Here is a 13,448-nt window from a genome sequence, read left to right on the forward strand (position 1 = left end):
AGAAATGGCGCACCCATCAGGATTCGAACCTGAGACCTCTGCCTTCGGAGGGCAGCGCTCTATCCAGCTGAGCTATGGGTGCGTTGGGCTCGGGATAGCCGAGTGGTTTGCCCCCCGCAAGTCATTCCCGTGCGTGAAACGCCTCAATCGCCATAACGACCGACCGGGCCGCGCGCAGGCCTGGCGCCTCGCCCCCCCGACCAAGTCGATCCATCGTGGTATCCAGCGCCTGCTGCTGTCGGTCCCGCTGCGACGGCAGGCGCAAAAGGTCGGCGAAGGTGCGCCCGACTGGCCCGGGTTTGCAGGCGTCGCCCAGAAACTCGGGGACGGCGCGACTTTCACTGACCAGATTGACGAGGGTAACGGTATCGACCTTGAGCATATGGGCGATGATCTGACGAGATATCCAGTTCATGTCATAGGCGATTATCATCGGAACGCCGTTTGCCGCCAGTTCCAGACTGACCGTGCCCGACGCCGCCAAGGCCGCTGTCGCAGCCCCGAAGGCGGCCTGTTTCTCGGCCGTTTCGGTGACGATGATCGGGCGACCGGGCCAGGTCTGCACGGCCTGCCGCACGGTATCTGCCAGATGCGGGACGGCGGGGACCACCACGCGCGCATCCTTTGGCAATTGCTCCAACGCCTCGCCGAAAATGGGGGCGAGGCGGCCGACCTCGCCCCTGCGCGACCCCGGCAGGACCAGCGCGAGCGGACCCTCCACCCCGTGGCGTTCGCGAAACAGATTGGCCTGCGCGGGCGTGGCAATCGGCTCGGCCACCACGGGATGCCCCACGAAATCGCAACTCATCCCCACCGCGCGCATGTACTGCGGCTCGAACGGCAAGAGGGCCAGCACGTGATCGACGCTGCGCGCCATCTTCGCGGCGCGCCCGGACCGCCATGCCCAGACGGACGGGGCGACATAGTGAATGACCGGCAGGTCAGGCCGCGCGGCCTTGGCCTTGGTCGCCACGCGCAGACAGAAATCCGGGCTGTCGATCGTCACGAGGGCATCCGGGGCCAGACGCGCGATGGCCGCCACGGCCTCGTCCCGCCGCCGGAACAGATGACGCAGGCGAGGCAACACCTCGGCCAGCCCCATTACCGCAAGGTCGGACATCGGGAAAAGACTGACCAGCCCCTCGGCCTCCATCGCCGGACCGCCGATGCCATGCACCTCGACCTGCGGCATGAGGTGACGCAGCCCCCGGATCAGGGCGGCGCCCAACTTGTCGCCCGAAGGCTCTCCGGCGATGAGGAAAAGCCGCATCAGCGGCTCCAGGTGGTCAGGAACAGGTCATGAGCCGCAAGTTGCGCCGCAACCTCCTCCTGCTGGAGTACGAGGACGCTGCTGTCCTCGATCGCGATGCCGGACAGTCCGGCGGCGGCGACCCGGCGGATCGTTTCCGGGCCGATCGTGGGCAGGTCGATGCGCCGGTCCTGCGTGGCCTTGGCTGCCTTGAAGAAGACGCCCCCTTCCGGACGCGCGAACTCCGGCAAGGTGGACCCGGGTCGCGCCCCACCGCTAAGCCAGTCGGCGGCGTCATCCAGCAGACCTCCGCCGAACAGACCAGCCGACGGCGCAGGCCGTGATGGGGCGGGCGGCGCCTGCGCCAGACTTGCCAGCATCCAGTCGGTTCCCGGCGTGGCCTCGACCGCCAGAACCTGACCGCCTGCGACGACGCATCCCTGACCGATATCGACCCCGGCCATGGCCGCATGCACGGCCGCGGCGCGGGCGATGTCGTTTCGATCCCGTTCGGTCGGCGTGCCACGGACAGGGGTCCGAAGCAGCTCGGGGGCGATGTCCTGCGCCGCGACGACGGTCAGACCTGCTTCTTCGAAAAACGACAGGACGATGCGAAGGGCCGCGTCGTCCCCCGCCTGAATGGCCTGCATCATGCGCGGAACAAGTGGCATCGTGGCGGCATCCACCGCACCGGGATCAAGCGGCGGGCGCGACAGGCCACCGGCAAAGCAAACCTCGCGCACGCCCTGTGCCACCAGATCGGCGATGAAACTGCCAAGGCGCTCGATCCGGAAGGCGCGCGACTGGCCCACACCGACGGGCGGCGCACCTTCGAGATGACAGGCGAACCACGCGCGCCCCGAGTGCCCGAGGGCATTGGCCAGAACACCGGGCAGCGCGCCCTGCCCCGCGATCAGCGCCAGCTTGCTCACTTGGGCACCAGGAACGATCGATCCGTCGCGCCGGTGATGAAGGCAACCATGCGGCGGACGTAGTCGCTCTGCGTTTCCTCGCCCAGACGCACGGCCCGTTCGTGAAAGGTGCCCTCCCCCTGCTTGAGGGTCAGGAGCGCGACGCGCAGAGCCTGAATATCCGCCCGCGCGACGCCCTTGCGCTTGAGACCGACGAGGTTCAGGCCGTCCAGTTCCGCGCGCGGACCGGTCACGAGGCCATAGGGCACGACATCGTTGGTGACCATCGACAGGGCACCGATGATCGCGCCACGACCAATGCGAACCCATTGATGGATGCCGGACAGACCGCCGATGATGACGTCATCCTCGACGTGGCAGTGTCCGGCAACCGCGGAGTTGTTCACCACGATTACCCGATCACCGATGATGCAGTCATGTGCGACGTGACAGCCCGCCATGAACAGACCATCGTCGCCGACACGGGTTTCGCCGCCACCGCCAGCCGTGCCGGTGTTCATCGTCACGTGTTCCCGGATGCGGTTGCGCGCCCCGATATGAAGGCGCGTTTCCTCGCCATCGAACTTGAGATCCTGCGGAACCTCGCCAATCGATGCGAAGGGAAAGATCACCGTATCCTCGCCCACATCCGTGTGGCCGGTAACGACGACGTGGGACTTTACCTCCACCCGCGGGCCAAGGGTCACACCCGCCCCGATGATCGAAAAGGGGCCGACCGACGCACCGGCGCCGATCGTCGCGCCATCCTCGATCAGGGCCTGAGGATGAATGACGGCGGAGGGGTCGACGCTCACTTCGGCAGGTCCATCATCGCCGTGAAATCAGCCTCGGCCGCCATTTCACCGTCGACCGTCGCCTCACCGCGGAACCGCCAGACCTTTGCGCCCGGTTTGCCACGCGTCACCGTCACGCGCATTTCCAGAACGTCGCCGGGAATTACCTTGCGACGGAACTTGCAGGCGTCGATCCCCATGAAATAGACAAGGAAATCCTTGTCCGCGAGGTCGTTGGACACGCCCACCATCACGGCAGCGGTCTGGGCCATGGCCTCGATGATGGTGACGCCCGGCATGATCGGCGTCCCGGGGAAATGACCCTGGAAATGCGGCTCGTTGAAGGTCACGTTCTTGATGCCGGTGGCCGACGTGTTGGCCACGATGTCGCGCACCTTATCGACCAGAAGGAACGGATACCGGTGCGGGATGATCCGCTGGATCAGGTGGATATCGGCCTCGGCCTGGATCGCATCGCTCGACATGGGGTCCCCTATCTGTTCGTTCGACCGACTTACCGCGCGCGGCAGGTCGGAGGCAAGCAACCGTCAGTCGGCGTCGGTTTCGGGCACCGATTGCGGCTGCTGCGCAGGCACGTCGGGCCTGCGTTCCGGTGCCTGCGGCTGAATCAGACCGGCGCCATCGCCCAAGGCCTCGTCAATGCGGGACAGGGCCAACGTGGTGATATCGACCTGATCCGCGGAGGCGATGACGATGCGACGGTCCAGGATGACGAGGGCCCCGATTTCACGCGCAAGCGCGACAAGGATCGGACTTGCCTGTTCGAAGAACAGCGATTGCGCGCGGTCCGACTGCTGCTGGATGGCGCGTGACTTGGCATCCTGCGCACGACGGATGCCGACCACGCGGGTGTCGAAGGCGGATGCCAACTGCCGGAATTCGTCCGTCGGCACCGTCTCGCGTCGTTCGGTCAGGGCCTGCTCTTCGCTTTCGAGTTCTGCCTCGATGCGCCGATTCTCGGCCGACAATGCGGAACTGGCATCCTCGATATCGGCCGTCACCCGGCGGCCGAACTGACTTTGCGCGAACAGTGCATCACGGTCGAGCACGACCACAGCGCGTTGGGGCAACCCGATTGCCGGGGTGCTGCCCTGCTGCGACTGCGCCGCCCCTCCGATGGCCATGGCCGCCGTCAGGAGGGCTCCGAAAAGCCCGCGGCGCATCAGAAGCGGGTTTCGATGGTCAGGTCGAAGTTCTGAACCCGGTCATAGGTACGTTTCTTGACCGCACGGGTGAAGTTGAACCGCAGCGGACCGATCTGCGTATCCCACAGGATCCCGACACCGACGGCGGAGTTCAGGAAAAAGCCGTCGTCGACCTCCTGCGTGCCTGCGGTGCCACCGGCGGTATCATCAAGGCCCCACACGGAGCCGACATCTGCAAAGACCGCGCCGGAGATGCCGTATTCCTCGGGCAGGAAACCGATCGGGAACTGTGCCTCGACCCGCGCAGCGAAATAGCGGTTGCCACCAAGCGCATCATCACCGGCATTCAGGTCGCGCGGACCGATGCCGGCCGTCTCGAACCCGCGAATGATCGCCGGCCGGTTGAAGAAGCGGTTGGCCTGAAGCGAGTTCGTGTCCCCGAGAGATGTCAGAAGACCGGCCTCGATCTCTGCCTTGAGGGTGATTTCGTCGTTGGCGATCGTGCGCTGCGCTTCGGCAAGGGCCGTCGTCTTGACGAATTCCGTGTCGCCGCCAAGGCCCGCGAACTCCTGCCCGAACTGAAGACGCACGCCCCGCGTCGGGTCGAGCCCGGTGCCGATGGTGTTGAAGGTATAGGTGTATCCCACGGCCGAGGTCAGGTTGCTGCCCTGATCCGCGGACAGGATCTGCGACAGTTCCGTCGCATCGCGTGCCGTCAGCTTGTCGTCCGCAATGCTGTAGGAAACGTTCAGGCGGCTGTATTCACCGACCGGGAAACCCAATCCCGTGCGGAACCCGACCGTGCGCGTGTCGAAGGTCTGACTGTCATCGGATGTCTCCTGATAGAAGGCGCCGAAGGACAGGGCGAGATCACGGTTCAGGAAGAACGGCTCGATGAAGGTGAGGTTGGAGGACGTGTTTTCCGACCCGGTATCGATGGACACGTCCACGGTCTGACCACGGCCAAGGAAATTGCGCTCCGTGAAGCTGACGGCGACGCCCGCCCCGGATTCGACCGAGTAGTTGACGCCGAAACCAAGGGTGCCCGTCAGCTGTTCCTCGACGTCGACGTCGACGATCACCGTGTCGCTGGCGGTGCCCTCGCGGGCCGTCACTTCGGCCTGCGAGAAATAACCCAAGGCGCGGATACGCTCGGACGCGGCGCGGATTTCGCGCGGATTGAAGGGGTCGCCCTCGACGGTATCGAACTGACGACGGATGACGCGGTCGAGGGTGGTCGCGTTGCCTTCGATGTCGATCCGCTCGACGAACAGACGCTCGCCTTTCTCGATGACGAAATCGACGTCCAGCAACAGGCCGCGATCATCGCGCGTGATGCGCGGCGTCGCACGGATGAAGGTCAGGCCATCGCGGGTGGCCAGAAGTTCCAGCCGCTCGATGGTCCGCTCTACCGCTTGCGGTGAAAAGATGTCGCCCTGACCGACCTTGATCTCCGACTGATAGCGGGCGACGTCGATTTCGGGCAGGTCGGACACCGCACGCACGTCACCGAAACGGAACTGCTGCCCTTCCTGGACCTGGAAGGTGATGAAAAAGCTGTCGCGCGACGGGCTCAGCTCGGGCGTGGACGACAGGATCTGGAAATCGGCATAGCCGCGGGACAGGTAGAAATCGCGCAGCAACTGCTCGTCGAAGGCAATGCGGTCGGCCACGAAGGTGTCGCTGCCGATCAAAAGCCGGAAAAAGCCCGCCTGGCTGGTTTCCAGCACGCGGCGAAGGCGACGATCGGAGAATTCGCGGTTGCCGACGAAACTGATACGCTCCACCTCGGAAACGCGGCCCTCGGCCACTTCGAACACGAGGTCGACGCGGTTGCCGCTCCGCTCGATGATCTTGGGCGCCACGGTCGCGGACAGGCGACCCGACTGGGAATAGGCCTCGGTGATCGCGGCGGCGTCGCGCTCCGCCTGTGCGGGGGAATAGGTCCGGCGCGGCGTGCTGGTGACGACGGTCAGCAGGTCTTCGTCGTCGAGCCGGTCGTTCCCTTCGATGTTGATCCTGTTGATGATCGGATATTCGTCGACGATCACCAGAAGCTTCGACCCCTGCGGCACGATCTCGACCCGCTCGAACAGGCCGGTTGCCTGCAACCGCTGAAAGCCGTCGTTCAAACGGCCCGCGCTGATCGCCTCACCCCGGGCCACGCCAAGGTTCGTCAGGATCGTCGCAGTCTCGATGCGGGTATTTCCCTGCACCTCGAAGGATGTGAACCGGAAATTCTGGGCCTGCGCGGCGCCAGCCATGATCACGACCGATAGCCACGTCAGGGCCGTAAGACGCAAGAGGTTCAGAACACGAGGGGAAAGCCCCCGACCAGCCCGCAAAAAGGCACCGCCGCGATCGTTCATTGTCATCCGCCCCATTTGCGATCTTCTTGGGGCCGATCTCTATCGGAGGGCCGGAATGATGTCAAAGCGCGCCGCCCGCAAAACAGCCGGGCTGGGTGCGCCGTGTCACATCGGGGCGCCCTGATCAGATGGAGTTGATCCAGCCAGCAAGGATGACCGCCAGAAGGATGGCGAACACCGACAGGAAACGATCAATGTTGAGGCCCATGAAGATGGAAAGACCCCTGTACCCGTTCTTGACTTGCTGCATGACGACACCCTGAAGACTGCTCAGGTTCAGATGCCGTCACTTTGGGGCAGGAATGCGGCACCCCTTGGGCGATTTTGGACCGCCCTGCCCCATGTGTGGACAATTAGGGACACACGAGATCATTGAACAACGCGAACAACATCAGGGCGCCCATCAGTCCGATGCCGACCGTCATCAGGACCCGCACGCTACGGTCCGACGGGGGCTTGCCCGACACGGCCTCGTAGGCGTGAAACACGAGGTGTCCGCCATCGAGAACCGGGATCGGGAACAGGTTGAGCAGACCGACGGCGGTCGACAGCACCGCGATGAACCAGATGAACTGGTCCAGGCCCTGACTTGCCGCCGCGCCGGACACCTCGGCAATGCCGATCGGGCCGGACAGGTTGCAGGTGCTGATCTGGCCGGTGATGATGTGCGACAGGGCCGACAACGACGACTGAACGATGAAGATCGTCTGGTTCACGCCGTAGCTGACCGCCTCCAGCGGGCTGGCGCGTTCGGTGACCGGATCGAAGAACAGGGCCCCCGTGATGCCCAGAAGCCACCGCGTCTCGAACCCGCCATCCGGTGTCGGCAAATCCATGCGACGGGGAACGAGTGTGAATTCCAGCATCTCGCCAGCGCGCCAGACATCGAGGGTCAGGGGCGCGCCTTCGGCGGCGGCGACGACGCCCTGAAGCTGACCGAAGGAATACAGATCCTGACCGTCGATAGCGCGAATGACGTCGTCGGGCCGCAAGCCGATATCCCAGGCAGCCGACCGCGGCTGCACGGTTTCGATACGGGCAGGCATCGGCAGGGCGGCGTCGACGGTAATCTCCTGCCCTGCCCGTTCGACATCGTAGGACACGGTCGGAGCAGGCGGCAGAGCGCCGGAGACGGAGCCGAGTTCGGCCATCGTCTCGACCGGCGTGCCTTCGACGGCCAGGACACGATCGCCCTCCTGAAGGGTGGCGACCTCGGCCGGCATGGACTTCACCTGCCCGACCACCGGCGTGTCCACCGCCGTGCCGGAAAACGCCACGAAGGCCGCGAACACGAGGATGGACAGGATGAAATTGAAGACCGGCCCCGCAGCCACGGTCGCGGACCGACGCCACAGTGACGCGCCCGTCATCGTTTGCGCCCGCTCCTCGGCTGTCATCTGGGCAATCGTTCCGTCGTCCCCGACGGAGGAGGCATTGGCGTCCCCGCGGAACTTGACATATCCGCCAAGCGGCAGCGCGGCCAACTGCCACTGCGTCCCGTGCCTGTCTGTCCGCTTGAAGATGATCGGACCGAATCCGATCGAGAAGACGTCCGCCTTGATGCCGCACCAGCGGCCGACGATGTAGTGCCCGTATTCATGGATCGCGACGATGATGGACAGGGCCACGACAAAGGCCAGAAGAGTCCAGATCAGGCCTCCGAATTGCGGGATCAAACTAGCGTCCATCGTGTCTCGGGCTCCTGCGTCAGGCCATACGGTCGGAACGCGTCAGCGCGCGCGCCTCGCGGTCAATGTCCTGCACCATATCGAGTGTGATCGGGGCAGCATCAAGGCATGACTGTCCTTCGTAGTGGTTCAACACCGCGTCAACACGTCTCGCCATGTCGGTGAAGGCGATCTGCCGGTCGAGGAAAAGATCCAGTGCGGCCTCTTTTGCCGCGTTGAACACCGCGCCACGCAGACCCCCGCCCTGCATGACGGCATAGGCCAGCCCGATTGCCGGATAGCGCGCGGGATCGGGGGCAAGGAAATCGAGCTGCCCCACGGTGGCAAGATCCAGCCGAGCGACAGGCAGATCGCGGCGTTCCGGCCAGTGCAGCGCGTAGCCGATCGCATGGCGCATGTCCGGCGCACCCAGATGCGCCATCAACGCACCATCGCGGAACTGCACCAGCGCATGCATCAGGCTTTGCGGGTGAATGACCGTCTCGATCCCGCCGGGGGGCGTTCCAAAGAACTCCTTGGTCTCGATCAGCTCCATGCCCTTGTTGAACATCGACGCGCTGTCGATCGTGATCCGCTGTCCCATGTCCCAATTCGGGTGACTGCCTGCGTCTTCGGGTTTTGCGGAGGGCAGCCTCTCAAGCGGCCAGTCGCGCAGGCCACCGCCGGACCCGGTGATGATGATCTTTTCGACCGCGTCCGGCGCTTCTCCGACCAGCGCCTGAAAAACGGCGGAGTGTTCGCTGTCGACCGGCAGGATGCGCGCGCCGTATCTTGCGGCCTCGGCCATCAGGATCGGACCGGCGCAGACCAGCGACTCCTTGTTCGCCAGCGCCAGCGTGCCACCGTGGCGCAGCGCGCGCAAACCGGGGGCCAGCCCGGCCGCCCCGACGATGGCCGACATGCACCAATCGGTCGGACGGTCCGCCGCCTGCAACAGGGCCTCCGCGCCGGCTGCGGCTTCGACCCCACTGCCCGACAGGGCGTCCTTCAGCTGGCCAAGACGGGTTTCGTCGGCCGTTACCGCGACCTCCGCGCGCAGGCGGATGGCATCGGCCGCCAACAGATCGATGTTTCCCGCACCGGTCAGCGCGATAACGTCATAGGCCTGTGCATCCCGCGCGATCAGATCGAGGGTGTTCTGCCCGATACTGCCGGTTGCACCGAAGACGGATACGCGCCGCATCAGATACCCGGAACCGGCGGAAACTCCGACAGCGACTCGATCACCAGAAGCATCAGCGCGGCGCCCAGCATGGCGTCGAAGCGGTCGAACAAGCCGCCGTGACCGGGCAGCAGGTTGGAGCTGTCCTTGACGCCCATCTTCCGTTTGACTGCCGACTCGGCGATGTCACCCATCTGCGCCATCATGGCGAGCGCGACGGAAATCCCGATCGTTTCCCAGCCGGCATTCTGCCAAACGACCCAGATCCAACCGACGACGGCCGCGCCGATCCAGCCCGCGATGGTGCCGGACCATGTCTTCTTGGGGCTGACGCGGGGCCAGAATTTCGGCCCCCCCAACATCCGCCCCGCGAAATAGCCCGCGACATCCGACATCACCACGACGGCAATCAGCCACAGCATCCAAGGCAGGCCGAATTGCGTCAGGTGTTCCGTCAGGCTGAGCCCGGCAAGGACGATGGCGGCGGAAAAGCCGACCATCACGCGGCGGTGCTTTCGGATCACGGCAATGGCCATCATCGGCACGAGCATCAGGACCGGCAGGCCGAACCCCACAGGCAGAACGCTGGCCGCAAAAAGGGCACCGCCCCCGACAACCGCCATCAGGCGCGCCCGCTTGGGCCCCGTGCGCACCATCGTCGCAAGTTCCCAGAGCATCAATCCGACGCAGATCGATATCAGGGTCACGAAGACCAGACCACCAACCCAGATCGCGACGCCGCCGACGATCATCAACAGGACAGCGGTGATCAGGCGCGGGGTCAGATCCTGAAACCGCCCGGCGAGCTGTGGCTCCAACGGCGCGGTGTCGGAAAAGTCGAACAGGGGCGGCTCCTGCTCCTCCCCGACCGGGTCTTCGTATGGTGGTCTTGAGGGATCGGTCATTTCTTGACCCCGCCAAATCGACGATCCCGCCCGCCGTAGCGCGCGAGGATTTCCTCGAACTTGTCGCGGGTGAAGTCCGGCCAGAGCGTATCGACGAATTCATACTCGGCATAGGCCGACTGCCAGAGCAGGAAGTTCGAAATACGCGCTTCGCCGCTGGTCCGGATCACCAGATCCGGGTCCGGCAAGACGTGGGTATCGAGATACCGCGGCAGTGTTTCGGCGGTCACATCGTCGGGTTTGAGCCGCCCCTCTGCCACGTCGATGGACAGACGCTTGGTCGCACGCGCCACTTCATCACGCCCGCCATAGTTCAGCGCGATCGTGAGGTTGCAGCGCGAGTTGTGCGCCGTCAGCGCCTCGATCCAGTTCATCAGCTTCTGAAGCTTCGCGTCCAGCCGAAGACGGTCCCCGATGAAGCGGACACGCGTTTCCTGCTTCAGAAGGGTCTGCGCCTCGCTTTCGATATAGCGCCGAAACAGGCTCATGAGGCCGGACACCTCTGTCTGTGTCCGCTTCCAGTTCTCGGTCGAGAACGCAAAGACGGTCACGTATTCGACGTTGTTGTCCGGGCAGGCCTCGATGATCTCGCGGACGCGGCGGGCACCGGCCCGGTGCCCCAGCAGACGGGGGCGACCGCGTTGCTGCGCCCACCTGCCGTTGCCATCCATGATGATGGCGACATGGCGCGGGCCGTTGCCTTGGCTTGTCATGGCTCGTTCCTCTCGCCGGTGACGGGCGGGGCGCATGCCGGTGCTGAGAACGGCCCGCATAAGGGGGACCATTCCTGTATCAGACCTGCATGATCTCCGCCTGTTTGGCTTCGAGCGCCTCGTCAACGCGCTTGATGGAACGATCGGTCATCTCCTGGACCTCCTGCTCCCACATCTTGCGCTCATCCTCGGGGGGGTCGCCCTTCTTGATCTGATCCATGCCGTCGCGGCGGATGTTCCGGATCGAGACGCGCGCGCCTTCGGCGTATTGCCCCGCCACCTTGGTCAGTTCGCGGCGCCGTTCCTCGTTCAGTTCCGGGATCGGCAGCATGATGATCGTGCCGTTCAGCTGTGGATTGATCCCGAGGCCGGATTCGCGAATGGCCTTCTCGACCTTGCCGACCATCGACTTGTCCCAGACGTTGATGGTGACCATGCGCGGTTCCGGCACGTTCACGGTGCCGACCTGGTTGATCGGGGTCGGGCTGCCGTAGGCATCAACCATCACCGGTTCCAGCATCGATGCACTGGCCCGGCCCGTCCGCAGACTGGCAAAGTCGACGCGCAGGCTTGCGAGGGCGCCATCCATGCGCCGCTCCATATCATCGGTATCGAGCTCGAATTCCTCGGCCATCTCATCTCTCCCGCGTGGCTTTTGGCTGCTATACCCCCTGCGCCTTGCCTAGGAAAGACAGGAGATCGCCGGGTTTTCTCGGTGTTTTTCCCGGATCTCAGCCGCCGACGCGCGTCGAGACACCCTCACCCGCAAGGATGGAACGGAAGCCGCCCGGCGCATCGAGCGAGAAGACCACGATCGGCAACTTGTTTTCCCGCGCCAAGGCGATGGCCGAGGCATCCATGACCTTGAGGTTCTTGGAAAGCACATCGTCATATGTGATCGCGTCGAAACGGACGGCGTCGTCGTGCTTGGCCGGATCCTTGTCATAGACGCCATCGACGCCGTTCTTGCCCATCAGGATCGCGCCGCAGGCCATTTCGTTCGCGCGCAACGCGGCGGCCGTGTCGGTAGTGAAATACGGGTTGCCCGTGCCGGCCGCGAAGATCACGACGCGTTTCTTCTCGAGGTGGCGCACCGCGCGTCGGCGGATATAGGGCTCGCAGACCTGATCCATCGGAATGGCGCTGATGACGCGGGTATGCAGCCCGAGGCTTTCGAGGGCCCCCTGCATGGCAAGCGCATTCATGACGGTCGCCAGCATGCCCATGTAATCGGCGGTCGTCCGCTCCATCCCCTGCGCGGACCCTTGCAGCCCGCGAAAGATGTTGCCGCCGCCAATGACGAGGCAGAGTTCCACACCCATGGCGTGAACGGATTGGATTTCCTTGGCAATGCGTTCGACGGTCGGCGGATGCAGGCCATAGCCCTGATCGCCCATCAATGCCTCGCCGCTGATCTTGAGCATGACCCTGCGGTAGGTCGGGGCGGCCTCTGACTGCGTGTGATCCTGCATGACGTCCCCTTGCGCTGTTGCCGCAGGCGTCTTGCCAGATTAGGGCGGTGTCGGCAACCGATCTCGCCGCCTTTGCAGAACTGGGAACATTTCCGCGCAACATGCTGGAACCGATACGAAATATACCTGCGGACCAACCTGTTCTGATCGCGGGCCCGACCGCCAGCGGAAAATCCGCGCTGGCCCTGGCAATCGCCGAGGTGGGTGGCGGCAGGATCATCAACGCCGATGCGTTGCAGGTTTTCGCGAACTGGTCCGTGCTGACCGCGCGCCCCCCCGAGGATGACCTGAGACGCGCACCGCACAGCCTCTATGGTCACGTCGCGAGGACGGACAGCTACTCGGTCGGCGCATGGTTGCGCGATGTTGCCCCGCTTTTGACGGAGGGGCCGCGTCCGATCATCGTCGGCGGAACCGCCCTGTATTTCCGGGCCCTGACCGAAGGGTTGGCGGACATCCCCCCGATTCCCCCCGCCATCCGTGCCGAAAGCGTCGAGAGGTTGGAGGCGATCGGCCTGCCCGCGATGGTGGCCGAGTTGGAAGCCGAAGTGGCGCAGACCATCGATACCGCCAACCCCATGCGGGTGCTGCGCGCGTGGGAAGTGTCGCGCGCGACCGGCCGGTCCATCCGGGCGTGGCAGGCCGAAACGCCGCCGCCCCTTTTGCCCCTGTCCAGCTGTGCGCACTTCCTGATTGACGCACCCAAGGACTGGCTGACCCCGCGGATCGAACGGCGCTTCGACATGATGCTGGCGGCCGGCGCGTTGGAGGAGGCGCAGGCAAACCTTGCGGATTGGCAGCCCGGCCTGAATTCGTCGCAGGCCATCGGCGCGCCGGAGCTGATCGCCCACCTCAAGGGCGAACTGACCCTTTCGGCCGCACGGGAACGGGCGATCATCGCAACGCGCCGATATGCCAAAAGACAGCGCACCGCGTTCAAGGCGCGCATGAAAACGTGGCGACCCGTAAACGCCGCTGACCTTTGAGCGCAGGATCTTTGACAGACAGTCCGGACTGTT

The 13,448-nt window shown here is 64.7% G+C and carries 14 protein-coding genes and 1 tRNA gene; 1 reads left to right on the forward strand and 14 read right to left on the reverse strand.

Going from position 1 to position 13,448, the window contains the following annotated elements:
- Positions 1–5: 5 nt before the first annotated feature.
- From V6N07_RS03415 to pyrH, 14 genes are all read right to left on the reverse strand, one after another.
- Positions 6–82, reverse strand: a tRNA-Arg gene (locus tag V6N07_RS03415).
- A 39-nt stretch (positions 83–121) separates the two neighbouring features.
- The gene (gene lpxB, locus V6N07_RS03420) at positions 122–1,270 is read right to left on the reverse strand and encodes a lipid-A-disaccharide synthase (RefSeq protein WP_371154059.1); all 1,149 of its coding nucleotides are present in this window, start codon (positions 1,268–1,270) and stop codon (positions 122–124) included.
- Positions 1,270–2,181 carry an LpxI family protein gene (locus tag V6N07_RS03425; RefSeq protein WP_371154060.1) on the reverse strand — a complete coding sequence of 304 codons (912 nt, stop codon included), beginning with the start codon at positions 2,179–2,181 and terminating at the stop codon, positions 1,270–1,272. Before V6N07_RS03425 ends, lpxB begins: the two co-directional genes overlap by 1 nt.
- A complete protein-coding gene (gene lpxA, locus V6N07_RS03430; protein ID WP_371154061.1) occupies positions 2,178–2,975 on the reverse strand; it encodes an acyl-ACP--UDP-N-acetylglucosamine O-acyltransferase in 798 nt (265 codons plus the stop codon). Before lpxA ends, V6N07_RS03425 begins: the two co-directional genes overlap by 4 nt.
- Positions 2,972–3,439 (reverse strand): 3-hydroxyacyl-ACP dehydratase FabZ, encoded by a 468-nt coding sequence (fabZ, locus tag V6N07_RS03435; RefSeq protein ID WP_371154062.1) that lies wholly within the window; start codon positions 3,437–3,439, stop codon positions 2,972–2,974. Before fabZ ends, lpxA begins: the two co-directional genes overlap by 4 nt.
- 63 nt (positions 3,440–3,502) lie before the next feature.
- A complete protein-coding gene (locus tag V6N07_RS03440) occupies positions 3,503–4,138 on the reverse strand; it encodes an OmpH family outer membrane protein (protein WP_371154063.1) in 636 nt (211 codons plus the stop codon).
- A complete protein-coding gene (bamA, locus tag V6N07_RS03445; RefSeq protein ID WP_371154064.1) occupies positions 4,138–6,423 on the reverse strand; it encodes an outer membrane protein assembly factor BamA in 2,286 nt (761 codons plus the stop codon). The genes V6N07_RS03440 and bamA overlap by 1 nt, the downstream gene beginning before the upstream one ends.
- A 190-nt stretch (positions 6,424–6,613) precedes the next feature.
- Positions 6,614–6,739 (reverse strand): hypothetical protein, encoded by a 126-nt coding sequence (locus V6N07_RS03450; protein WP_371154065.1) that lies wholly within the window; start codon positions 6,737–6,739, stop codon positions 6,614–6,616.
- A gap of 103 nt (positions 6,740–6,842) precedes the next feature.
- Positions 6,843–8,177: an RIP metalloprotease RseP gene (rseP, locus tag V6N07_RS03455; protein WP_371154067.1), complete on the reverse strand. Its 1,335-nt coding sequence runs from the start codon at positions 8,175–8,177 to the stop codon at positions 6,843–6,845.
- 19 nt (positions 8,178–8,196) lie between these two features.
- Positions 8,197–9,360 carry a 1-deoxy-D-xylulose-5-phosphate reductoisomerase gene (gene dxr, locus V6N07_RS03460; protein WP_371154068.1) on the reverse strand — a complete coding sequence of 388 codons (1,164 nt, stop codon included), beginning with the start codon at positions 9,358–9,360 and terminating at the stop codon, positions 8,197–8,199.
- On the reverse strand, positions 9,360–10,244 hold the full coding sequence (locus V6N07_RS03465) for a phosphatidate cytidylyltransferase (protein WP_371154070.1): 885 nt from the start codon (positions 10,242–10,244) through the stop codon (positions 9,360–9,362). Before V6N07_RS03465 ends, dxr begins: the two co-directional genes overlap by 1 nt.
- The gene (gene uppS, locus V6N07_RS03470) at positions 10,241–10,957 is read right to left on the reverse strand and encodes a polyprenyl diphosphate synthase (protein ID WP_371154071.1); all 717 of its coding nucleotides are present in this window, start codon (positions 10,955–10,957) and stop codon (positions 10,241–10,243) included. Before uppS ends, V6N07_RS03465 begins: the two co-directional genes overlap by 4 nt.
- A gap of 79 nt (positions 10,958–11,036) precedes the next feature.
- Positions 11,037–11,591, reverse strand: coding sequence for a ribosome recycling factor (gene frr, locus V6N07_RS03475; protein ID WP_371154072.1), 555 nt, complete (start codon positions 11,589–11,591; stop codon positions 11,037–11,039).
- Between the two features lie 97 nt (positions 11,592–11,688).
- A complete protein-coding gene (pyrH, locus tag V6N07_RS03480) occupies positions 11,689–12,429 on the reverse strand; it encodes a UMP kinase (RefSeq protein ID WP_371154073.1) in 741 nt (246 codons plus the stop codon).
- 101 nt (positions 12,430–12,530) lie between these two features.
- On the opposite strand from pyrH, the gene miaA reads away from it, so the two are divergent.
- Positions 12,531–13,415 (forward strand): tRNA (adenosine(37)-N6)-dimethylallyltransferase MiaA, encoded by an 885-nt coding sequence (miaA, locus tag V6N07_RS03485; RefSeq protein WP_371155377.1) that lies wholly within the window; start codon positions 12,531–12,533, stop codon positions 13,413–13,415.
- The last annotated feature ends 33 nt before the right edge of the window (positions 13,416–13,448 follow it).

Origin of the sequence: Jannaschia sp. 2305UL9-9, assembly GCF_041403465.1 — a bacterium.
Taxonomy (GTDB): Bacteria; Pseudomonadota; Alphaproteobacteria; order Rhodobacterales; family Rhodobacteraceae; genus Jannaschia.